The organism is Nocardia sp. No.11 (assembly GCF_038752175.1).
Taxonomy (GTDB): Bacteria; Actinomycetota; Actinomycetes; order Mycobacteriales; family Mycobacteriaceae; genus Nocardia; species Nocardia canadensis.
The window spans coordinates 1-20,937 of the sequence record NZ_JBCGFB010000105.1 but is presented as its reverse complement, the minus strand read 5'-3'; the positions used below and the strand labels follow the sequence as shown (position 1 = coordinate 20,937).

Here is a 20,937-nt window from a genome sequence, read left to right as displayed (position 1 = left end):
CGCGCGTCGGGATCGGCGTCGGCACCGGGGTCGGTGGTCGGCGGCGCGGCGGCGGGGGCGGTGCGCAGGTAGGTGCCCGACCCCTGGCGACCGGCGATCCAGCCCTCCGCGTGCAGCTGGTCGTAGGCGGTCGACACCACGGCCCGGCTCACCCCGAGCCGCCGGGCGAGGGCGCGCGAGGCGGGCAGCCGCTCACCGACGCGCAGCACGCCGCCGGTCGCCGCGGCGCGCAGAGCATCGGCTACCTGCACCGACAGCGGTTCGGGCGCGGTGCGGTCGAGCGGAATCGGCAGATCGTCGAGCATCGCTCACCTCGAATTGGCCTGTAGATCTTCGCCCGAAGTGGACCTGTTTTCGGTCCATTTTCTCAGCGAAGCTCATCTTATGACCACGCACGACACCACCCGCGCCCCCTTGTCACCGACCCCGCGCACCACCCTGACGCGGTCCAAGGAACGGGGCCGCGCGGACCGCGCCGACCTCGACGCGGTGCTCGACGCCGGCCTGGTCTGCCACCTCGGCGTGCTGCTCGGCGGCTCCCCGGTGGTGCTGCCGACCGTCTACGGCCGCGCGGGCGACACGCTCTACCTGCACGGTTCCACCGGCGCCGGCAATATGCGCGCCGCCGTCGGGACCGACATCTCGGTCGCGGTGACCCACGTCGACGGCCTGGTGTACTCCCGCTCGGCCATGCACTTCTCGATGAACTACCGCTCCGCGGTGATCCGTGGTCGCGCGGTGCTGGTCACCGACGAGGCCGAGCGCGCCAACGCGCTGCGGGTGATCGTCGAACACGCCGCGCCGGGCGCCTGGGATCGGGTGCGCCCGCCCAACCGCAGGGAGATGGCGGCCACCATGGTGCTCGCGCTCGATCTCACCGAAGCCTCGGTGAAGGTCCGCACCGGCGGCCCGAACGACGACGCGGCCGACATCGAGACCGGCGGCGTCTGGGCGGGAGTGCTGCCGCTGCGGCAGGTCTGGGGCGAGCCGATCGACGCCAACGACCTGGAACCCGGCGTCGACGTGCCCGCCGATGTCGCGGCCCGGGTGACGCCGAGCTCGGTGACCGTCGGCTGAGGCGGTCTAACGCGGCGCCGTGCCCAGGGCCATCAGGTCCTTGGCCGACACCTCCGGCAGGTACGCCTTCGTCAGCGCGATGCCGATCCGCGGCAGGTCGGCTTCGTCGCGATAGCACAGGTACACCGGTTCGTGGCGGGGCTGGAACTTCGCCTTGAACGAGTGCAGCGACCGGAATCCGTAGTACGGCTCCATGGCGGCGCCGAGCCCTTCGAGCAGTCGATCGATCGGCTCGGCGTCGTCGGTCCCGGCGCTGCGGGCCAGTGGGGCGCCGGATAGTGAAACGATCTCGGCGCCTTCCTCTTTGAACAGCTGACAGGCCGAGGCGATGAGGAACTCCACCACCGGCCGGAAGCCGTCGGGCCGCCTGCGCATGACATCGAGGGTCCAGCCGCGGATCTCCCCGCCGGGGGCGTACACCGGCAGCCACGAGGTGACGCCGTGCACGCTGCCGTCGGCGTCGATCGCCAGGCCGACCCGCACCTCGGGATCGAGCGCCTCCTCGACCCCGCCGAGCGTGAATCCCATTTCCGGCAGCCCCTTCTCGCCGACCCATTCCTCGGAGATCGCGCGCACCTGCGCCAGCACCGCGAACGGTTCTTCGGCGAGATGGACCATCCGGAACGCGATGCCCTCCTTGTTCGCCTTGTTGATCGCCGACCGGATGTCCTGCCACGGCTTGCCCTTGAACTCGAGCTGCGGCAGGTCGACGATGGTGTCCTCGGCGATCTGCGCACTGCGCCAACCGAGTTCGCCCGCCAGCTCGGCGACGGCGCCCGTGGTGGAGAACAGGCACGGCACCAGGCCGTCGGCCTCGCATCGGTCGGTGAAGCGGGCGAGGGTGTCGGGCAACAGGTCCGGCGGGCCGACCGGGTCGGTCAGCACGATGACGGTGCCCGCGTGCCGCTGATAGGCGACGCAGCGTTCGCCGTCGTCGGCGAACCAGTACTTGTTCTCCGGCCAGGTGATCATCCACGACATGGTGCTGCCGCCGTAGCGGGCGAGCAGCGCCCGCACCGCGGTGCCCGGGTCGGTGCCCGACAGCGCGCCGCCGGTGATCCTGCGCCGGTTGGCCACCCGGAACGCGCCGCGGCCGCCGTAGAGCAGCGCCACCTCGCCCGCCCACAGCAGCGCGGTGCCGACGGTCACCGCGCCGGTCGTGGCGTAGTCGGTGCCGATCGCCACGCCGAGCAGCACCAGGGTGAGCACCACGTGCACGGTGCCGTAGCCGACGGCGATCCACCAGGCCCAGCGCCTGCCCTTGCGCAGCTGGTCGGCGATCACCGCGATCACCGCGACGGTCAGGATCGTGCTCCCCGGTGAGCCGCGTTCCTCCCCGGTCGGCCCGAGCAGGCTGTCGGTCGGGAAGAAGTACACCAGCACCGAGACCGCGGCGATCAGCAGCAGCCCGAGGTAGGCGAGCATCCGAACCTCGCGCCGGGTACGCGGCCAGAAGCCGTGCTCGGTGGTGCTGAACAGCTTCTCGCCCAGCGGGAACCACACCGCGACCGCGATCAGGTGCATGAGATCGGCGAAGGTCGACTCGAACAGGAACGTGATCGACACGTGCGCCGCCAGTACGGCGCGCACCCGCAGCCGCCAGGGCGAGCGCAGCGTCGCCGAGGCCGCGGCGATCGCGGCGAGGGCCGAGGTGGTGAACCCGACGTCGCGAACCTCGGCCAGCCGGTCGGCCCAGCCGAGATGGGTGTGCTGGAGCAACCCGACGAGGACCGACGCGACGAGCACGCCGATCAGCTGCGCGCTGAGGCAGACCAGCGCGGTGCGCGCGGTACCGAGCCGCCACTCGGCCCAGCCCACCGCCAGCGCGAAAAGCACTGTCATGACGGCGTACTGGAACGGCGTGAGCCCGAAGACCCAGCCGGACAGCGGAGTCCACCACTTGCCCTCCGTGAGCGGCGGCCAGCCGTAGGCGATGTCGGGGAACCAGGCCCTGGCGTCGAGCCGCCGCCAGAGGCCACCGCCGGCGAGACCGAGGACGAGCACCAGGGCGAGGAAACCGATCGTGAACGGCACCCGCCGGATCACGACGCCCGCGGTGACGAGGGCGCCCGATGGAGCCGGCGCGATGGCAGCTGCGTTGTCGTCCATCGATCCACCCTTTGCTGCGAGTGCGCCACGCGGACGCGGTGAAGTCGTCTGTGTACCGTATGTCATCGTGGCCGCGCGCGGACCCGGCTCCGCGCGTCGAGGTGGCATCTGTGGAGGTCAGCGATGTCGAGGATCACCGATCTGTCGTTGCTCGCCGGTGGGCTCCCGGTGGCGCTGACCCTGCTCGGCGTGCTGGGTGCGGTGTGGTTGCTGTTCGCGCGATCTCGGCGCTATGTCACGACGACGATGCCGATCGTGCTGCTGGCCGCGACCGTGCTGACCGTCGCGCTGTATCTGTTCGTCGAGGAGGTCTGGCGGCCGTTCCCCGACCCGATCGCGGTGTCGGTCTACGTGCTGGTGGGGGTCGCGGTGGCGGCGGTCCTGCTGATCGTGCCGCGAATTCTGGTGCGCCGGAGGGTGTGGAGCGCGATCGTCACCCTGCTCGCCGCGCTCGCGGTGCTGGCGGCGGTCGGCGTCCGGATCAATCTGGTCTACGCCGCGTATCCGACCGTCGGCTCGGCGCTGGGTATCGACGAGATCCAGCGGGTCGGCGCGAGCGAGCTGACCCGCAGCGCGCGGGTGGTCGGCGGGCGGCCGCTGGAGTCGGTGTGGACCGAGCCCGCCGGACTGCCGCGCGGCGGCAAGGTGCTGACCGCGACGGTGCCGCCGACCGAATCCGGGTTCACCGCCCGCGCCGCCGAGATCTACCTGCCGCCCGCCTATTTCGCCGACCCGCGCCCGCTGCTGCCGGTGCTGGTGCTGCTCGCCGGACAGCCGGGCGCGCCCGACGACTGGATCGTCGGCGGGCGAATGGTCGAGACGATGGACGCCTTCGCCCGCGCCCATCATGGTCTGGCGCCGATCGTGGTGGTCGCCGACGGCACCGGTAGTCAGCTGGCGAACCCGCTGTGCCTGGACTCGCGGCTGGGCAAGGTCGCCACGTATCTGGCCGTCGACGTGCCCGCCTGGGTGCGGGCGAATCTCCAGGTCGATCCGGATCCGCGCGCATGGGCGGTGGGTGGTCTGTCCTACGGCGGGACGTGCGCGCTGCAACTGGCGACCAACTATCCGCAGGTCTATCCCACGTTCCTGGACCTGTCCGGGGAGGACGAGCCGACGCTCGGCGACCGGCAGCGCACGGTCGAGGCGGCCTTCGGCGGCGACACCGCCGCGCTGCTGCGGGTCAACCCGCTCGACCTGCTGCGCGGCCGGACCTACCCGGACTCCGCAGGCGCGTTCGTGGTCGGCGCCGACGACGAGATCTATCGCCCGCAGGTGGAGCGGATGTATCAGGCGGCCGAAGACGCCGGGATGGATGTCCACTTGCGGGTGCTGCCCGGCGGTCACAGCTTCGCGCTGTGGTCCGCCGGGCTACGCGATCAACTCCCTTGGCTGGCAACCCGGCTCGGCATCACCGGGTAACCGGCCAGCAGCGCGGCGAAGGCGAGCAGCCAGCAGCTCCACAGCAGGTAGCCGAGGAAATTGGTCAGCCCGGCGGCCTCGACGCCGAGCGGAACCAGGACGCCGGTCGCGACGGCGGCGGCACCGGCGTAGCCGAGCACGGCGAACCAGCGGGGGACGCGGTCGCGCAGCGCGGACACGACCAGGGCTGTCCACAGCGCGGTGAGGGCGTAGCCCGCGGTCTCGCCGATGACCGTGCCCAGGACGGTATCGGCGGTCTCGAAGGTGTGGATCGCGGGGGAGTCGGGGCCCTCGGTGGCGACGCGGTCGGCGAGGCCGGGCACGAGCAGCGGCCAGCGCAGCAGGCCGACGGTCTGCACGATCGCGGCGGCGACGCCGGCGCGCACGGCCCACCGCATGATCGACGACTCGTCGAGCCTGCCGACCAGGACAGCCAGCGGACCGAAGGCGCAGGCGGTGGCGGCGAGCAGGGTGAACAGCGCGACGACGGTGCGCCGCTCGGCGCGGAACTGCGCGAGCGCCTCGGTGGCGGGCCGGGTCAGGACGTCGGGGTAGTCGAACGACACACCCAAACCGGTGAAGGCCAGGTTCATGAGGATCGGCGCCGCGATCAGCAGCGTGATGGCGGGCCACGGCCTGGTGCGCATGAGATGTCCATTCTGGCTGTACGGAGTACAGGTAGCTGTACGGGGTACAGTCCATCGCATGTCGGAGGAGAAGTCAACAGGTCGGCGCGCCGCGACCGGTGCGCCGCGGCCGACGCGGCGGTCGTTCACCGAGGAGCAGGTCGTCGACACCGCGCTCGACCTGCTCGATGACGGAGGGCCGAGCGCCCTGTCGATCCGGGCCGTGGCCGGGCGGCTCGGCGTCAACCCGAACGCGGTCTATACCTACGTCGCCAGTCGCGCAGACCTCGAGCGCGCGGTGATCGAACGGGTGCTCGCCGCGGTGCCGCTCGGTCCGCTGTCGGATCCCGGCGTGGAGTGGACCGCCGCGGTGATCCAGTTCGCCCTCGGCCTGCGCGACCAACTGCTCGCCCATCCGGCGGTGGCCACGCTGATGATGTCCGGCCCGATGGACGGCGTCGCGGCCCGTGATGTCGGCGAGGCGATGTTCGGTTGCCTGGCGCGCGGCGGTCTGCCCGCCCAGACGCGGGCGCACGGGGTGTACGCGGTGATCGTGCAGGTACTCGGCGCGGTCGCGCTCGAGGTCGCCGAAACCGACGGAAAGCCGCCGCTGCCACCGGAATCCGAGCGCATCGCGCAGCGCAGGGCCGCGCTGGACGAGGTCGACGCCACCCGGTGGCCGCGCACCGCGGCGCACCTCGACGAGATCGCCGCCTGGAACTCGGTGGATCAGTTCGTGTGGGGACTGCGGGCGTTGCTCACCGGGATGACGGCGGCCTGAGTGCCCGGTAGGGGCATACGGATCACCACGGCGCGGCGTCGAGTCCCGCTGTGGCGCAGGCGCGCGCTATCGCGGCATCGAGGGTTTCGCGGTCGCAGGCCAGGCTGACCAGGGCCAGCGTGTAGGTGTCGCCGAGCCGGGAGAAGTAGCCCGAGAGCCGGGTGCGGGGGAACTCGGTCAGGCCGGGGTGGATCGCCCGGGCCGCCACCCGGTCGCAGTGGTGCCCGCCGACGGTGCGCAGGACATCGGGCAGCGTTCCGATATTGGAGCACAGGATGTCTCGCTCCCCGGCGCCCCTGCTGAGCGCGTAGGCCCAGCGGTCGGGGAGGACCTGGAGGATCTGCTCGGGCAGGCCCGCCGGGCTGGACATGCGGCGCAGGTAGGCGGTGCGGGCCTTGTCGCGGACGGTGGCGGGGGTGTCGGCGCGATCGATCGCGATCTCGGTCATGGCGAGGTCGTTGTCGACGCGGGGTTCGTCGCGGGTGTCGACGGGCAGGCTCGCCGCGATCCGCGGGTGCTGGAAGCCGGTCTCCCACAGGATGTTCGCCACCAGGTGGATGAACAGGCTGTTGGGGGTCGCGCCGGTCGCGGCGGCGGTGGTGTCCCACTCGGCGGCGTCGAAGGTCAGCAGCGTGCTGTGGACCGTCCGGCCGAGCGATGATTCGGCGGCGACGGTGGCGGGAGGCGTGGGGATTCCCCGACGCAGGGCGCGTGTCGTGCCGTTGACGATGGTGGACCACTGCGCTCGGGCATCGCCCCAGTCCGATACCGCCGTACCCCGGCGCAGGACGGAAGGGGCGCTGGTCCCGGTCCGAGCCGGTGTGTGCAGGGGGTCGACGCGGGCCTCGGGCCGGTCGTCGACACCGAGGTCGCCGAGGGCGGCGGCGACAGCGTGGATGAGGCCGCGGGCGTCTGCCAGGGCGTGGGAACAGGTCAGGGCGACAACGGTTCCGGTGTCGTGCAGCGCCGCGCTGGACAGCCGCCAGCCGGGGCCGAATTCTGGGTCGAGGCCGGTACCGAGGGTGTCGGCCCAGGGCAGGACGGCGTCCTCGGACAGCGGGCCGGCGGTGTGGTCGAGCGGATGCGATCGAGTGTTCGGCCGCCAGCCGCGCCGTGCGCCGGGCACGCGCGCGCGGACCACCCGGCGGCCGAGGTCGCCGACCCGCAGTCGATCGTGGATCGCCCGCAGCAGGGTGGGTTCCATCGCCTCCGGAATACGCCACAGGCCCTGCAACGCGATGGGTGTGCCCATCCCGCGATGGGTGCGCAGGAAGATCTCGTCGACGACCGTGAGCCGGTCCACTACCGCTGGTCGGCGCTACCGTGGCGGCCCGCGCCCGCGGCGAAGCGGGCGGCGCCGTCGAGCGCGCCGCCGGTGAGCGCGGTCAGGCCGTGCTGGAACTCGATCCGCAGCGCCTCGTCCTCGGGGTGGCCGTGCTGCTCGTAGAGCGCGGCGCGATCCGAGCGCAGACAGGTCTGCGGAAGGGCGGCCAGTTGAGCGGCCAGTTCCTCGGCGACCCGGCGGGCGTCGCCGGTCGGGACGACGCGGGTGACCAGGCCCATCTGTAGTGCCTCGGGCGCGCTCACGGGTCGGCCGGTGAGGATCAGGTCCAGCGCCCGGCCCTCGCCGATGATCCGGGGCAATCGCACGGTGCCGCCGTCGATGAGCGGCACACCCCAGCGTCGGCAGAAGACGCCGAAGGTGGCGTCCTGCTCGGCGATCCGCAGATCGCACCACAGCGCCAGTTCCAGTCCGCCCGCCACGGCGTAGCCGGAAACCGCCGCGATCACCGGCTTGGACAGGCGCATCCGGGTCGGGCCCATCGGGCCGTCGCCCTCGACGGTGGCCTGGTTGCTGTTCTCGGTGCCCAGCGACTTGAGGTCGGCGCCCGCGCAGAAGGTGCCGTGCTCGCCCCACAGCACCGCCACCGAGGCGTTCGGGTCGGCGTCGAACGCCCGGAAGGCGTCGGCCAGGGCGCGGGCGGTCGGGCCGTCGACGGCGTTGCGGGCCTGCGGTCGGTCCAGGATCACGGTGGTGACCGGGCCCGCGTGTTCGACACGTACTGACATCGTTCGACCATACGGCGGATCACCCCTTGTGTGAAGAGGTGAATCAGTGGTTCACTTCTTCGTATGGTGTACCGCAGGACCCCGGCCGTGCAGGCCCGGCTCGACGCGCAACGGGCGCTGATCGTGCAGGGCGCCACGCGCGTGCTCTCGCGTGACGGGTTCGCCGGACTGTCGATGGCCGCGGTCGCCGCGGAGGCGGGCATCGCCACCGGCACGGTCTACAAGCAGTTCGAGAACAAGGCCGAACTGGTCGCCGCGGTCTTCGAGACCGTGGTCGCCCGCGAGGTCGAGGCCGTGCGCGCCGCGGTCGCCCAGGGCGATGTCCTGCAGCGGGTGAGCGCGGCGGTGGAGACCTTCGCCGGGCGCGCGCTCAAGAACCCGAAGCTGGCCTACGTGCTGCTGGCCGAGCCGGTCGACGCGGCCGTCGACGCGCAGCGGCTGGAGTTCCGGCGCGCGTTCGCCGCCTCGTTCGAGGCCGCGATCGCGCACGGCGTCGCCGAGGGCCGCCTGCCCGCCCAGGACACCGCCCTCGGCGCGGCCGCGCTCGTCGGCGCGATCGGCGAGGTGCTGGTCGGTCCGCTGGCCGCCGCGCCGCACGCCGAGANATCGCGCACGGCGTCGCCGAGGGCCGCCTGCCCGCCCAGGACACCGCCCTCGGCGCGGCCGCGCTCGTCGGCGCGATCGGCGAGGTGCTGGTCGGTCCGCTGGCCGCCGCGCCGCACGCCGAGACCGTCATCCCCGAATTGGTTGCTTTCGCCGTGCGCGCCCTGGGTGCGCGCCCGGAAATGTCGTAGTCGAAGGAGTTCCGGCCATGCCGACCCATGAAGTGTTCAACCAGGTACCCCCGCTGGTCCCCTTCGACGCCGCGCGCAACCCCGCGCTGATCGAGGGCCTGCACCGGGAGGGCGCGGGCTGGGCCGAGGCCGAAGTGCGCGAACTCGGCAGGCTCGCCGGCGATGTCGCCGCGCAGGACTGGGGCAGGCTCGCCAACGAGTACCCGCCGGTGCTGCACACCCACGACCGCTGGGGCCATCGCGTCGACGAGGTGGAGTTCCACCCGCACTGGCACGACCTGATGACCGTCGCCGTCTCGCACGGCCTGCACGGTTCGCCGTGGCTCGACGAGCGTCCCGGCGCGCACACCGCCCGCGCCGCCAAGTTCTACACCTGGGGCATCGCCGACGCCGGGCACATGTGTCCGATCTCGATGACCTACGCCGTGGTGCCCGCGCTGCGCCACAATCCCGAGCTGGCCGCGAAGTACGAGCCGCTGCTCGGTTCGCGCACCTACGATTTCGGCCTGCGCGAGCCGTCGACCAAGGCCGGGCTCATCGCGGGTATGTCGATGACGGAGAAGCAGGGCGGCTCGGACGTGCGGGCCAACACCACCACCGCCACCCCGCAGCCGGACGGTGCCTACCGGATCGTCGGGCACAAGTGGTTCACCTCCGCGCCGATGTCGGACATGTTCCTGACGCTGGCCCAGGCGCCGGGCGGGCTGTCGTGCTTCCTGCTGCCGCGGGTGCTGCCCGACGGCACCCGCAACCCGATCCGCATCCAGCGGCTCAAGGACAAGCTGGGCAACAAGTCCAACGCGTCCTCCGAGATCGAGTACGAGAACGCCACCGGCTGGCTCGTCGGCGCCGAGGGCGCGGGCGTGAAGACGATCATCGAGATGGTCAACATGACCCGGCTCGACTGCGTGATCGGCTCGGCCACCGGGATGCGGATGGGCGCCGTCGCCGCCGTGCAGCACGCCAGGCACCGGGAAGCGTTCGGCGCCAAGCTGATCGACCAGCCCGCCATGCGCAATGTGCTGGCCGATCTGGTGATCGAGTCCGATGCCGCGACCACGGTGATGATGCGCCTGGCCGGTGCCACCGACCGCGCGGGCAGCGACCCGGCCGAGGCCGCGCTGCGCCGGATCGCGCTGGCCATCACCAAGTACTGGGTGTGCAAGCGGGCGCCCGCGCACGCGGCCGAGGCGCTGGAATGCCTGGGCGGCAACGGCTATGCCGAGGAATCCGGCATGCCGCGGCTGTACCGGGAGGCGCCGCTCATGTCGATCTGGGAGGGGTCGGGCAATGTGGCCGCGCTGGACGCGTTGCGCGCCATGGGCCGTCAGCCCGAGACCGTCGAGGCGTACTTCGCCGAGGTCGGCCTCGCCCGCGGCGCCGACCCGCGCCTGGACGACGCGATCGACCGCGTCGGCAAGGAACTCGGCGACCTGTCCGACATCGAGTACCGGGCCCGCCGGGTCGTGGAACTGATGGCGCTGGTCCTGCAGGGCGCGCAGCTGGTGCGCCACGGTCACCCGGCCGTCGCCGACGCCTTCTGCGCGACCCGGCTCGGCGACGACTGGGGCATCGCCTTCGGCACGCTGCCGGTCGGGGTGGACACGGGCGCGATCATCGAACGGGCCTTCGTCGACGTGCGGTGACGACCGGGCGGTCGCCCCGGGCACCGGCCCGCGGCCAACGGCCTCACCGCGAACTGCTCGTCGTCGACGCCGCCCACGTCCGGCGCACCGTCGCTAGGGTGAGGCGGTGACCTGGACGAGCGCATGCTGTCGGTGAGTGAGCTGGCTCGACGGATTCCGGCGGGCGCGACCGGTGGGCGTTTCCTGCTCGGAATCGCCGGGCCGCCCGGTGCGGGCAAATCGACGCTGGCCCAGCGGCTGTGCGCCGAGCTCGCCGGGTCGGGGCGACCAGCGGTGGTCGCGCCGATGGACGGCTACCACCTGCGCAACGAGGTGTTGCGGGCCCGCGGCGCGGCGGCCCGCAAGGGCGAACCCGACACCTTCGACGTGACGGGCTTCGTCGCCGACCTGCGCTCGCTGCGGGCGACCGCGATCGGGGAGCCGGTGCCCTGGCCGCTGTTCGACCGGGCGATCGACGAACCCACCGAGGGCGGGGTGGTCGTGCGCGATGAGCGCGTCGTCGTCGTCGAGGGCAACTACCTGCTGCTCACCGATGCCGAGGCGCCCGGCTGGGCGCCGGTCCGCGGGCTGCTCGACACCTGCTGGTATCTCGACGCGCCCCGCGCTGTCCTCACCGAGCGACTCCTGCGACGCCACACCCTCGGCGGCCGAACAGCGGCCGAGGCGAGCGCGAAGGTCACCGACAGCGATCTGCGCAACGCCGACCTCGTCGCCGCGAGCAAGCAGCGGGCCGACACGGTGCTGTCGGCGTGCGGCGACGGCTATCGGATCGGCTAGTTCACTCGACACGGGCGGCTGTTCTCGGTCCGCGTCGGCGCGTGCGCCGCCGAACCGGCGATCGGCGGGCAATCATGGAGCGATGACGCGAGGTCTGCGAGTCGGTGTGCCCGGGCATGCGTTGCGCAACGGGGCGGCGGCGGTGTGCGCGCTGTTGCTCTACTACAGCGTGCCGTTGAGCGGCCCGTTCGAGCTCGACGCCTGGCCGGGCGAGGTGTTCGGGATCGTCAGCTTCATCGCCGGCGTCATCGGACTGGCCTGGCTGGTCTGGCGGCGGATCCAGCACTTCCTGAACGCGCCGGACTCGGCGGGCGGGCGCGTCGACGGGGTGCTGCTCGTCGTGTGCATCGTGTGCGTGGTGTTCTCGCTGTTCTACTACCGGCTGCAACAGCGCCAACCGGATCAGTTCGACGGCCTGGTCACCCGCACCGACGCGCTGTACTACACGATGTCCACCCTCGGCACCGTCGGCTACGGCGACGTCCACGCCGTCGGCCAGGTCGCCCGGATCGCGGCGATGGTGCAGATCGCGTTCGACCTGGTGGTGATCGGTACCCTGGCGACCATCGTGACGAGCAGTGTCACCCGCCGCCTCGCCGCGTTCCGCCCGCCACCCCCGGCGGTCACCGAGGTCAGCGACGATGGGCCCGATACCACCCGATGAGCTCGTCGGTCGACGAATCGCCCTGCGTCACCGGCTGCGCCGGCTCGCTGAGCAGCGGCATCAGCTCCAGCGCCTGCTGCTTGCCCAGCTCGACGCCCCACTGATCGAAACTGTCGATGCCCCAGATCGTGCCCTCGACGAACACCTGGTGCTCGTAGAGCGCGATCAGCTGACCCACCGTCGACGGCGTGAGCTCCGGCGCCAGGATCGTGGTGCTCGGCCGATTGCCCGGCATCACCTTGTGCGGCACCAGCTTCGGATCGGTGCCCTCGGCGGCGATCTCCTCGGCGGTCTTGCCGAAGGCCAGCACCTTGCTCTGCGCGAACAGGTTGCTCATCAGGATGTCGTGCATGCTGCCGGTGCCGTCGCGGGTCGGCAGGTCGTCGGTGGACCGCGCGAAGCCGAGGAAGTCGGCCGGGATCAGCCGGGTGCCCTGGTGCAGCAGCTGGTAGAAGGCGTGCTGGCCGTTGGTTCCCGGCTCGCCCCAGAAGATCTCGCCGGTCGAGGTGGTCACCGGGGTGCCGTCGGCGCGCACCGACTTGCCGTTGGACTCCATCGTCAGCTGTTGCAGATACGCCGGGAAGCGGGCCAGATCGTTCGAATACGGCAGGACCGCCCGCGATTCCGCGCCGAAGAAGTTCGTGTACCAGACCCCGAGCATGGCCAGCAGGACCGGCCCGTTCTGCTCCAGCGGCGCCGTCGCGAAATGCCGGTCCACGGCGTGCATTCCGCTCAGGAACTCGGCGAACTGCTCCTTGCCGATGGTCACCATCACCGACAAGCCGATGGCGGAGTCGACCGAATAGCGGCCGCCGACCCAGTCCCAGAAGCCGAACATGTGCGCGGGGTCGATGCCGAAGGCGGCCACCCGCTCCGCGTTGGTCGACACCGCGACGAAGTGCTTGGCGACGGCGTCCTCGCCGAGCGCGCCGACGAGCCAGCGCCGGGCGGCGGTCGCGTTGGTCAAGGTCTCGAGCGTGGAGAAGGTCTTGGAGGCGACGATGAACAGGGTGGTCGCCGGGTCGAGTCCGGTGAGCTTGGCCACCAGATCGCACGGGTCGACATTCGAGACGAACCGGGCCTCGATGCCGGGATGGGTGTAGTGGCGCAGCGCGCGATGGACCATGTCGGGTCCGAGATCCGAGCCGCCGATGCCGATGTTCACCACCGCGGTGATGCGCTCACCGGTCGCGCCGCGCCAGTCGCCCGAACGCACCGAATCGGCGAATTCGCCCATCCGGCGCAGCACGTCGTGCACCTCGGCGTCGGCGTCGGTGCCGTCGATGTCGAGCTGATCGCCGGCGGGCAGACGCAGGGCGATGTGCCCGACCGCACGGTCCTCCGAGGTGTTGATGTGGGCGCCGGAATACATCGCGTCGCGCCGCTCGGGCACGCCCGCGGTGCGGGCGAGATCGACCAGGAGGGAGAGAGTTTCGCGCGTCACGCGATGCTTGCTGTAGTCGATGTGCAGGTCGGCCACCTGCACGGTCAGGTCTTTGCCGCGCGCCGGATCGTCGGCGAACAGTTTGCGCAGGTGTAGGGGTGCGACGCTGCGGTGGTTGTCCGACAGTGCCTGCCAAGCCGCCGACGCGGTGATGTCGCTGCTCACGTCAGCCGACATTACAGCGTTCGATGAAGTCCGGCGCCGCAGTTCGATGTGCGCCGAGGGCCCGCCGCCTACGCTGGCTCCCATGGTGTCCGAACGTGACGTACTCGAATTCGTACCGAAGGGTTTGTGGATCGGCTCCGGGCCGGTCGAGGCGACGGGCGGTGGCACCTTCGCGGTGCGCAATCCCGCCGACGGCTCGGTGATCGCGCAGGTCGCCGATGCCACCCCGGACGACGCGATGCGCGCGCTGGACGCCGCTGTCGCGGCGTCGCAGGCGTGGGCGGCGACCCCGTCGCGCGAGCGGGGCGAGATCCTGCGCGCGGTGTTCGAACAGCTGACGGCGCGGGCCGAGGAGTTCGCGCTGCTGATGACGCTCGAGATGGGCAAGGCCCTGGCCGAGAGCCGCAACGAGGTGCGCTACGGCGCCGAGTTCTTCCGCTGGTTCAGCGAGGAGGCGGTGCGGGTGCACGGCCGCTACCTGCACGCGCCGTCGGGGACCGGGCGGATCATGGTGGCCAAGCAACCGGTCGGTCCGTGTCTGGCGATCACGCCATGGAACTTCCCGCTCGCCATGGGCACCCGCAAGATCGGGCCCGCCCTGGCCGCCGGCTGCACGATGATCGTCAAGCCCGCCTCGGCGACGCCGCTGACCATGCTGGCGCTGGCCAAGCTGTGCAGCGAGGCCGGGCTGCCCGACGGGGTGCTGTCGGTGGTCACGACCCAGCGTTCCGGGGCCGTCACCGGCCCGCTGATCGACGATCCGCGGCTGCGCAAGCTCACCTTCACCGGGTCGACCGAAGTCGGTAAGAAGCTCGTCTCGGCGTCGGCGAACCGCCTGCTGCGCACCTCGATGGAACTGGGCGGCAACGCGCCGTTCGTCGTGTTCGACGACGCCGACATCGACGCCGCGGTGGCCGGCGCGATGCAGGCGAAACTGCGCAACGGCGGCGAGGCGTGCACCGCGGCCAACCGCTTCCACGTCCAGCGCGGGGTGGTCGCCGAGTTCACCGAGAAACTGGTCGCGGCGATGACCGACACCGTGGTGCTCGGGCCAGGCACCGATCCGGCCAGCACCCTCGGTCCGCTGGTCAGCGAGGAGCAGCGCGAGATCGTCGCGGAGCTGGTCGACGACGCCGTCGACCAGGGCGCGCGGTTGCTGCTGGGTGGCAAGGCCCCCGGCGGGGCGGGCTGGTTCTACCCGGCCACCGTCCTGGGTGAGGTGCCCGCGACGGCGCGCATCCTGCGCGAGGAGGTGTTCGGGCCGGTCGCTCCGATCGTCGCGTTCGATACCGAGGACGAGGGCATCGCCGCCGCCAACGACACCGAATACGGCCTGGTCAGCTACGTGTACACGCGGGACCTGGACCGGGCGCTGCGGGTGTCGGAGGCGCTGGAGACGGGCATGGTCGGCGTCAATCGCGGCGTCATCTCCGACCCGGCCGCCCCGTTCGGCGGCGTCAAGGAATCGGGCTTCGGGCGCGAGGGCGGCATCGAGGGCATCGAGGAATACCTGAACACGAAGTACATCGCCCTGACCTGAGACACGAAACCGCCCCGGGGATGGTGTCGCACCCGGGGCGGCTTTGTGGAAGCGGCGAACTGGTGGTCCGCCGCGTGGCTGTGTGGGGCCTAGCGGCCGAGGCGCCCTCGGCCGAGGCGGAGCAGGAGCATGGCGAGGGTGTGCCCCTCCTGACCGAGCTCGCTGAAGCGCTCGAGCACCTTCATCTCACGGCTGTGGACCAGGCGCGGACCCCCGGAGGCCATCCGGGTGCGGCCGATGATCCGCGAGATCTCGCTCCGACGTTTGATCGCGGCGAGGATCGTGGCGTCGAGCTGGTCGATCTCGAGGCGGAGCTTCTCGATCTCCGCCTCGGATTGCGGCAGAGCCGAATCGGACCCGGTGGTCGTAGCAGGGGTGCTCATCATTCATCTCCTCGTGTCAGAACTTGGATCGGACTGGCCGCGCGGCCTGTTACCCGATCTGTTCCTTCACCCTGAAACTTTCCCGATGGGCGGTACGTGATCCCCCCGGGAGTGCGCAAAAAGCCACACTCACCGCCACGATATCGGATCGTTTGCCGATCCGGGCATGCGGAGAAGCACTGGCCATGAGGCCCAGTGTGCCACGGGCCCCCAGTCATGCAAAACAGTTGTGTTTGTGAATCTGCTGAGAAGCCTGCGGTTCGCCGCCTGTCGGTGCCCGCCGGTAGCGTGGACAGACGATGGATATCACGGTCGCTCCCCACGCCTCAGCCGCCGATCCCAGTGAACCCGCTTCCGCGCCCGCGGAGCTATCGCGCCGGGACGGTGGTGGTTCCGGCGCGTCCGGTGGCGGGCTGGCCGAGGCGGCGGCGCGGCACAGCGCCGAGCAGGAACAGCGCCGCAGGGAACGCGAGCAGCGCCGGGTCGAGGAGACCGAACGCCTGCTCGACGGACTGAATCCGCAGCAGCGCGCGGCCGTGGTGCACGCGGGCTCACCGCTGCTGATCGTCGCGGGCGCAGGCTCGGGCAAGACCGCGGTGCTCACCCGGCGCATCGCCTACCTGCTGGCCGCGCGTGGCGTGCACACCGGGCAGATCCTGGCGATCACCTTCACCAACAAGGCCGCCGCCGAGATGCGTGAGCGGGTCGCCGGGCTGGTCGGCCCGCGCGCGGCCAGCATGTGGGTCTCGACGTTCCATTCCAGCTGTGTGCGGATTCTGCGGATGCAGGCGGCCCTGCTGCCGGGTCTGAATTCGAATTTCTCCATCTACGACGCCGACGATTCACGCCGTTTGCTGACGATGATCAGCCGCGATTTCGACATCGACACGAAGAAGTATTCGGCGCGGTTGCTGGCGACCGCAATTTCCAACTTGAAGAACGAACTGATCGGCCCCGAGCAGGCCGCCGCCGACGCCGAGGCCGCCGACACCGAGCTGCCCGCGCTGGTCGCCCGGGTCTATGCCGAGTACCAGAAGCGGCTGCGCGCGGCCAACGCCATGGACTTCGACGACCTGATCGGCGAGACGGTCGCGCTGCTGCAGAACCACCCGCAGGTCGCCGAGTACTACCGGCGCCGCTTCCGGCACGTCCTCGTCGACGAGTACCAGGACACCAACCACGCGCAATACGTGCTGGTGCGCGAACTCGTCGGCCACCACAGCCCGCAGACCGACGAGGAAGCGGGCGTCGAGCCGAGCGAGTTGTGCGTGGTGGGCGACGCCGACCAGTCCATCTACGCCTTCCGCGGCGCGACGATCCGCAACATCGAGGAATTCGAGCGCGATTTCCCGGACGCGGAAACCATTCTGCTGGAACAGAACTACCGCTCCACCCAGCACATCCTCTCCGCCGCCAACGCGGTGATCTCGCGTAACGAGGGCAGGCGCGAGAAGAAGCTGTGGACCGACTCCGGCGAGGGCGAGCTGATCACCGGCTACGTCGCCGACAACGAGCACGACGAGGCGGCGTTCGTCGCTAAGGAGATCGACAAGCTGGTCGACGCGGGCGAGGCGAACTACGGCGACGTCGCGGTCTTCTACCGCACCAACAACAATTCGCGGGCGCTGGAGGAGATCTTCATCAGGATGGGCCTGCCGTACAAGGTGGTCGGCGGCGTCCGGTTCTACGAGCGCAAGGAAGTCCGTGATGTGGTGGCCTACCTGCGCGTCCTGGAGAACCCCGACGACGCGGTGAGCCTGCGCCGCATCCTCAACACCCCGCGCCGCGGCATCGGCGATCGCGCCGAGGCGTGCGTGGCGGTGCACGCCGAACAGCGCGACATCGGCTTCGCCGCCGCGCTGCGCGACGCCGCCGACGGCAAGGTCGCGCTGCTGAACACCAGGGCGGTGCGGGCCATCGCCGGCTTCCTCGACCTGCTCGACGAGATCCGCGCCGCCGGAAAGCGCGCCGACAGCGAGTATCCCGACGTGGGCAATGTCGTCGACGCGGTGCTCGACCGCACCGGCTACCGGGCCGAACTGGAAGCCTCCGACGATCCGCAGGACGGCGCGCGCCTGGACAACCTCAACGAACTGGTCAGCGTGGCCCGCGAATTCAGTTCCGAGGCGTTCAACAACGCCGAGGCCGCGCGCGAGGAAGGGCTGTTGCCGGAGGTGGGCGACGGCGAACCCGAACCCGGCTCGCTGGCGGCGTTCCTCGAGCGCGTGTCGCTGGTGGCCGACACCGACCAGATCCCCGACGAGGGGTCCGGCGTGGTCACCATGATGACGCTGCACACCGCGAAGGGCCTGGAGTTCCCGGTGGTCTTCGTGACCGGCTGGGAGGACGGCCAGTTCCCGCACATGCGCGCGCTGGGCGACCCGACCGAGCTGGCCGAGGAGCGCAGGCTCGCCTACGTCGGCATCACCAGGGCACGGCAGCGCCTGTACTTGTCCCGCGCCGTCGTGCGCTCGGGCTGGGGCCAGCCGGTGTCGAACCCGGAATCGCGCTTCCTGCAGGAGATCCCGCAGCACCTGCTGGACTGGCGTCGGCTGGAGCCGGTGGTTTCGCCGGTGCAGCGCGGCCGCAGGCGCGAGGAGGGCGGCTTCGAACGCGACTGGACCAGGGGCGACGGCTGGGATCAGCGTCCGGGTGTGCGCGGCGGAACCGGCCAGCGCAGGCCCGCCCCCGGTGGTGGCGCGGTCAAGCGGAACAACACCGATCTCGTACTCGCCGTGGGTGATCGGGTCAGCGACGACAAGTACGGCCTGGGCCGCGTGGTCGCCGCCGACGGCGTCGGCCCGCTGGCGACGGTCACCATCGACTTCGGCACGGCCGGGAAGATCCGGCTGATCCCTCAGTTCAGCCGGACCATCGTGAAGCTCTAGCTGTGTATTTGGAGAGCGCTGGTGCGCTCGAGGTCGGCGGCCCCTTGTGTCCCGCCGGTCAGGCGCCGTGGCGGGGTCCGTCGTCGCAGGCGCCACGGCGCCTGGCCGGCGGGCCGGCCGCCGACGGCCGACTGTGTCGGCCTGCCCGCCCGCGGGGGCGGGCGTGGGGGGGGGGGTTGGTGGAGCGCTGGCGCGCGCGGGTCGGCGGCGGCTTGGGGGCCGCGGGTCAGGCGCCGTGGCTTGTTCCTTCGTCGCTTGCGCCACAGCGCCTGACCGGCGGGACGGCCGCCGACGGCCGACTGTGTCGGCCTGCCCTCCCTAGGGGTCGGGCGTGGTGGCTGGGTTTGTTGGAGCGCTGGCGCGCTCGTGTCGGCGGCTTCTTGTGTGCCGGCGTGCGCTCCCCAGGGGTCGGGCGTGGGTGGGGCTCAGTGCGGGAGTAGGTCGGTCAGGGCCTCGTCGAGGGTGGGGTAGCGGAACTGGAAGCCTGCCTTGCGCAGGACTTCCGAGGTGGCGTGGCGGCCGGTGAGGCCCAGCGCCGGGTCGGTGCGCAGCACGACCGCGCCGACCTTCAGGATCGCCGCCGGGGTCGGGGGTGACGGTGGGCGGTGCAGCAGGCGGCGCAGCGTCGCCATGAGTTCGGCGTTGCGGACCGGGAATTCGGTGGCGGCGACGAGGATGCCGTCGGGGAGGGTGAGGTCGGGATCGAGGCCGAGGCCGGCGCGGACCACGGCCAGCCAGTCCTCGATGTGGATCCAGCTGAACCACTGGTCACCGGGGCCGACGCGGCCACCGAGCCCGGCTTTGGTGAGCTGGGTGAGGCGTTTGAGCGCGGGGGCGTCGGGGTCGAGCACGATGGAGGTGCGCAGGATCGTCCAGTGCGCGGCGCGGGCCGGGTCGAACGCCTCCTCCCACGGCTGGGCCACGCCGGTCATCTGCGGCAGGCCGACGGGCAGGGGAGTGGTCTCGGTGCACCGGGTTTCGCCCGCGTCCGACCAGATCGCGGTGGTGCTGGCCTGCACCCAGTAGTCGACAGGTGTCTCTCGCAGGCCGGCGGCGGCGACCAGGGCCGCGGTGGAATCGACTCGGCTGGTGCGCAGTTCGGCGATATTGCGTTCGGTGGGTCGGCAGTCGACCAGCTTGCCCGCCAGATTGATCACCGCGAGCTTGCCCGGCTCGCGCAGTTCGGCCGCCCAGGCGCCGATCGAGCGGCCGTCCCATTCGGTCTGCCGGAACGGCAGGGCCGGGTTGCGCTTGCGGGTCAGCAGGGTGACGCGCTGACCGCGACAGGTGAGGTCGGCGGCAACCTGGGTGCCGAGCGCCCCGGTGCCACCCGCGATGACCACGGTGAGCGCGTCGGCGGCGGGCACGAGCCCGGCCAGCCGGGCCAGCCGCGAGAAGTTCACGCGCGCATCGGTTTCGATGAAGGGCCGCACCACCGCGCGGGCCGCCGCGGCGGACGTCCCGGTGAACCGCAGTTCCTGGGTGATCTCGGTGCCGCCGTCGCGCGGGGTGAGCCGCCAGGTGAGATGCATGGTCCCGGCGGGCTCGGGCTGCTCGATGCTCAGTTCGCGATTCGGTACCACGGCGGTGACGGTGAACGGGCCGCCGAATCGCCCGTGTACGCGCGCGGCGGTCTGGCTGTTGGGCAGGTAGTCACCGGTGGCGCCGACGGCGACCGGCCCGTGCATCCGCACCGACCGCACGCCCGGATTCCACTCCGGCCACTGCTCGGGATCCCCCAGAACACTCCACACGGATTCCGGTGGGAGGGCGAGGAACTGCGTGTACTTCGTCGTACCAGCCATGACTGGCACGCTAATCGGGTGCAGCGGCACTGGGAAGGGTGCCGCTGGTCACCTCACCTCAGTCGCGCTGGGCGCCCAGGCTGATGCCGCGGGTGGCCAGCCACGGAACCGGGTCGATCTTGTCGGTGCCGTTGAGCCACACCTCGAAATGGCAGTGCGGGCCGGTGGAGAAGCCGCGATTGCCCATGGTGGCGATCTGGTCGCCGGCGAGGACGCGCTGGCCCTGGGAGACGGTCGCGGTGTCGATGTGGCCGTAGATGGTGACGGTGCCGTCGTCGTGCAGAACGCGCACCCACATGCCGAAGCCGGAGGCCGGACCCGCTTCGATGACGGTGCCGTCGGCGACCGAGTAGATCGGGGTGCCGATCGGACCGGCGACGTCGATGCCGAGGTGCTGCACACCCCAGCGGGCGCCGAAACCGGAGGTGTAGTTGCCCGAGGTGAACTTCGCGAACAGCGGACGCAGCTTGGCCGATTCCTGCGCGGCGAGGTCTTCGGCGAACTTCTGGCCCTTGGCGAGGATGTCGTCGAAGTGGCTCTTGTCGGCGATGGCGGAGGCTTCGAGTACCGAAGCGCCGGTGCTGTTCTCGTCGATGTCGGCGGTGCTCATCGACTGGGCGGCGATCTCGTGGATCTGGCCCGCGGCCTCGTAGTCGACGCCGTGCGCGGGCTGGCCCGGATCGGCCATCGCGGCCTGCCCGGCGGCGACGACAGCACCGGCGGCGACGGCGATGACCGCGGCGCGG

At 71.3% G+C, this 20,937-nt stretch carries 18 protein-coding genes; 9 read left to right on the top strand and 9 right to left on the bottom strand.

Translation table 11 applies throughout. The features are described 5' to 3' along the window. Window positions 1-305 (bottom strand): winged helix-turn-helix domain-containing protein (locus tag V8688_RS24760; protein ID WP_342801802.1); only part of this gene is annotated, 305 nt, incomplete at its 3' end. 79 nt (window positions 306-384) lie between these two features. Between V8688_RS24760 and V8688_RS24755 the strand changes: the two genes are divergently transcribed. Then, a complete protein-coding gene (locus V8688_RS24755) occupies window positions 385-1,077 on the top strand; it encodes a pyridoxamine 5'-phosphate oxidase family protein (protein ID WP_342801801.1) in 693 nt (230 codons plus the stop codon). Between the two features lie 6 nt (window positions 1,078-1,083). Here the strand turns inward: V8688_RS24755 and V8688_RS24750 are convergent, their stop codons facing one another. Further along, entirely contained in the window at window positions 1,084-3,186 is a 2,103-nt protein-coding gene (locus V8688_RS24750; RefSeq protein WP_342801800.1) for a DUF2156 domain-containing protein, read from the bottom strand. A 123-nt stretch (window positions 3,187-3,309) separates the two neighbouring features. Here V8688_RS24750 and V8688_RS24745 point away from each other — a divergent pair, with 123 nt between their 5' ends. Beyond that, on the top strand, window positions 3,310-4,608 hold the full coding sequence (locus tag V8688_RS24745) for an alpha/beta hydrolase-fold protein (RefSeq protein WP_342801799.1): 1,299 nt from the start codon (window positions 3,310-3,312) through the stop codon (window positions 4,606-4,608). Here V8688_RS24745 and V8688_RS24740 read toward each other — a convergent pair. Further along, a complete protein-coding gene (locus V8688_RS24740) occupies window positions 4,566-5,255 on the bottom strand; it encodes a DUF4386 family protein (protein ID WP_342801798.1) in 690 nt (229 codons plus the stop codon). The genes V8688_RS24745 and V8688_RS24740 overlap by 43 nt on opposite strands. Window positions 5,256-5,313: 58 nt before the next feature. Here V8688_RS24740 and V8688_RS24735 point away from each other — a divergent pair, with 58 nt between their 5' ends. Further along, window positions 5,314-6,015 carry a TetR/AcrR family transcriptional regulator gene (locus V8688_RS24735; RefSeq protein ID WP_316576113.1) on the top strand — a complete coding sequence of 234 codons (702 nt, stop codon included), beginning with the start codon at window positions 5,314-5,316 and terminating at the stop codon, window positions 6,013-6,015. A 22-nt stretch (window positions 6,016-6,037) separates the two neighbouring features. Here V8688_RS24735 and V8688_RS24730 read toward each other — a convergent pair whose 3' ends face one another. Together V8688_RS24730 and V8688_RS24725 are read right to left on the bottom strand one after the other, a co-directional pair. Then, the gene (locus V8688_RS24730) at window positions 6,038-7,318 is read right to left on the bottom strand and encodes a hypothetical protein (RefSeq protein ID WP_342801797.1); all 1,281 of its coding nucleotides are present in this window, start codon (window positions 7,316-7,318) and stop codon (window positions 6,038-6,040) included. Continuing rightward, complete coding sequence (locus V8688_RS24725; protein WP_218717113.1) at window positions 7,318-8,085, bottom strand: crotonase/enoyl-CoA hydratase family protein; 768 nt, start codon at window positions 8,083-8,085, stop codon at window positions 7,318-7,320. The genes V8688_RS24730 and V8688_RS24725 overlap by 1 nt, the downstream gene beginning before the upstream one ends. A 63-nt stretch (window positions 8,086-8,148) precedes the next feature. On the opposite strand from V8688_RS24725, the gene V8688_RS24720 reads away from it, so the two are divergent. The 4 genes from V8688_RS24720 to V8688_RS24705 all read left to right on the top strand — a co-directional run bounded on the left by V8688_RS24720 (window position 8,149) and on the right by V8688_RS24705 (window position 11,966). Next, entirely contained in the window at window positions 8,149-8,910 is a 762-nt protein-coding gene (locus V8688_RS24720) for a TetR/AcrR family transcriptional regulator (RefSeq protein ID WP_342801796.1), read from the top strand. Then, window positions 8,897-10,525 carry an acyl-CoA dehydrogenase family protein gene (locus V8688_RS24715; protein WP_342801795.1) on the top strand — a complete coding sequence of 543 codons (1,629 nt, stop codon included), beginning with the start codon at window positions 8,897-8,899 and terminating at the stop codon, window positions 10,523-10,525. The genes V8688_RS24720 and V8688_RS24715 overlap by 14 nt, the downstream gene beginning before the upstream one ends. Window positions 10,526-10,648: 123 nt before the next feature. After that, window positions 10,649-11,302 carry a nucleoside/nucleotide kinase family protein gene (locus tag V8688_RS24710; RefSeq protein ID WP_342801794.1) on the top strand — a complete coding sequence of 218 codons (654 nt, stop codon included), beginning with the start codon at window positions 10,649-10,651 and terminating at the stop codon, window positions 11,300-11,302. An 82-nt stretch (window positions 11,303-11,384) separates the two neighbouring features. Further along, window positions 11,385-11,966, top strand: coding sequence for a potassium channel family protein (locus V8688_RS24705; protein ID WP_218717109.1), 582 nt, complete (start codon window positions 11,385-11,387; stop codon window positions 11,964-11,966). On the opposite strand, the gene pgi is transcribed toward V8688_RS24705, so the two are convergent. Next, window positions 11,935-13,575, bottom strand: a complete 1,641-nt coding sequence (gene pgi, locus V8688_RS24700; protein WP_218717108.1) for a glucose-6-phosphate isomerase — start codon at window positions 13,573-13,575, stop codon at window positions 11,935-11,937. The genes V8688_RS24705 and pgi overlap by 32 nt on opposite strands. A gap of 82 nt (window positions 13,576-13,657) precedes the next feature. Here pgi and V8688_RS24695 point away from each other — a divergent pair, with 82 nt between their 5' ends. Then, window positions 13,658-15,115, top strand: coding sequence for an NAD-dependent succinate-semialdehyde dehydrogenase (locus tag V8688_RS24695; RefSeq protein ID WP_342801793.1), 1,458 nt, complete (start codon window positions 13,658-13,660; stop codon window positions 15,113-15,115). Between the two features lie 89 nt (window positions 15,116-15,204). Here the strand turns inward: V8688_RS24695 and V8688_RS24690 are convergent, their stop codons facing one another. Continuing rightward, a complete protein-coding gene (locus V8688_RS24690; RefSeq protein ID WP_022566231.1) occupies window positions 15,205-15,498 on the bottom strand; it encodes a chorismate mutase in 294 nt (97 codons plus the stop codon). A gap of 299 nt (window positions 15,499-15,797) precedes the next feature. Here V8688_RS24690 and pcrA point away from each other — a divergent pair, with 299 nt between their 5' ends. Then, window positions 15,798-18,386 carry a DNA helicase PcrA gene (gene pcrA, locus V8688_RS24685; RefSeq protein WP_342801792.1) on the top strand — a complete coding sequence of 863 codons (2,589 nt, stop codon included), beginning with the start codon at window positions 15,798-15,800 and terminating at the stop codon, window positions 18,384-18,386. Between the two features lie 425 nt (window positions 18,387-18,811). Here pcrA and V8688_RS24680 read toward each other — a convergent pair whose 3' ends face one another. Together V8688_RS24680 and V8688_RS24675 are read right to left on the bottom strand one after the other, a co-directional pair. Next, window positions 18,812-20,191: a DUF1731 domain-containing protein gene (locus tag V8688_RS24680; RefSeq protein ID WP_342801791.1), complete on the bottom strand. Its 1,380-nt coding sequence runs from the start codon at window positions 20,189-20,191 to the stop codon at window positions 18,812-18,814. Between the two features lie 58 nt (window positions 20,192-20,249). Then, the coding region (locus V8688_RS24675) for a M23 family metallopeptidase (protein ID WP_342801790.1) at window positions 20,250-20,937 on the bottom strand (688 nt) is incomplete at its 5' end.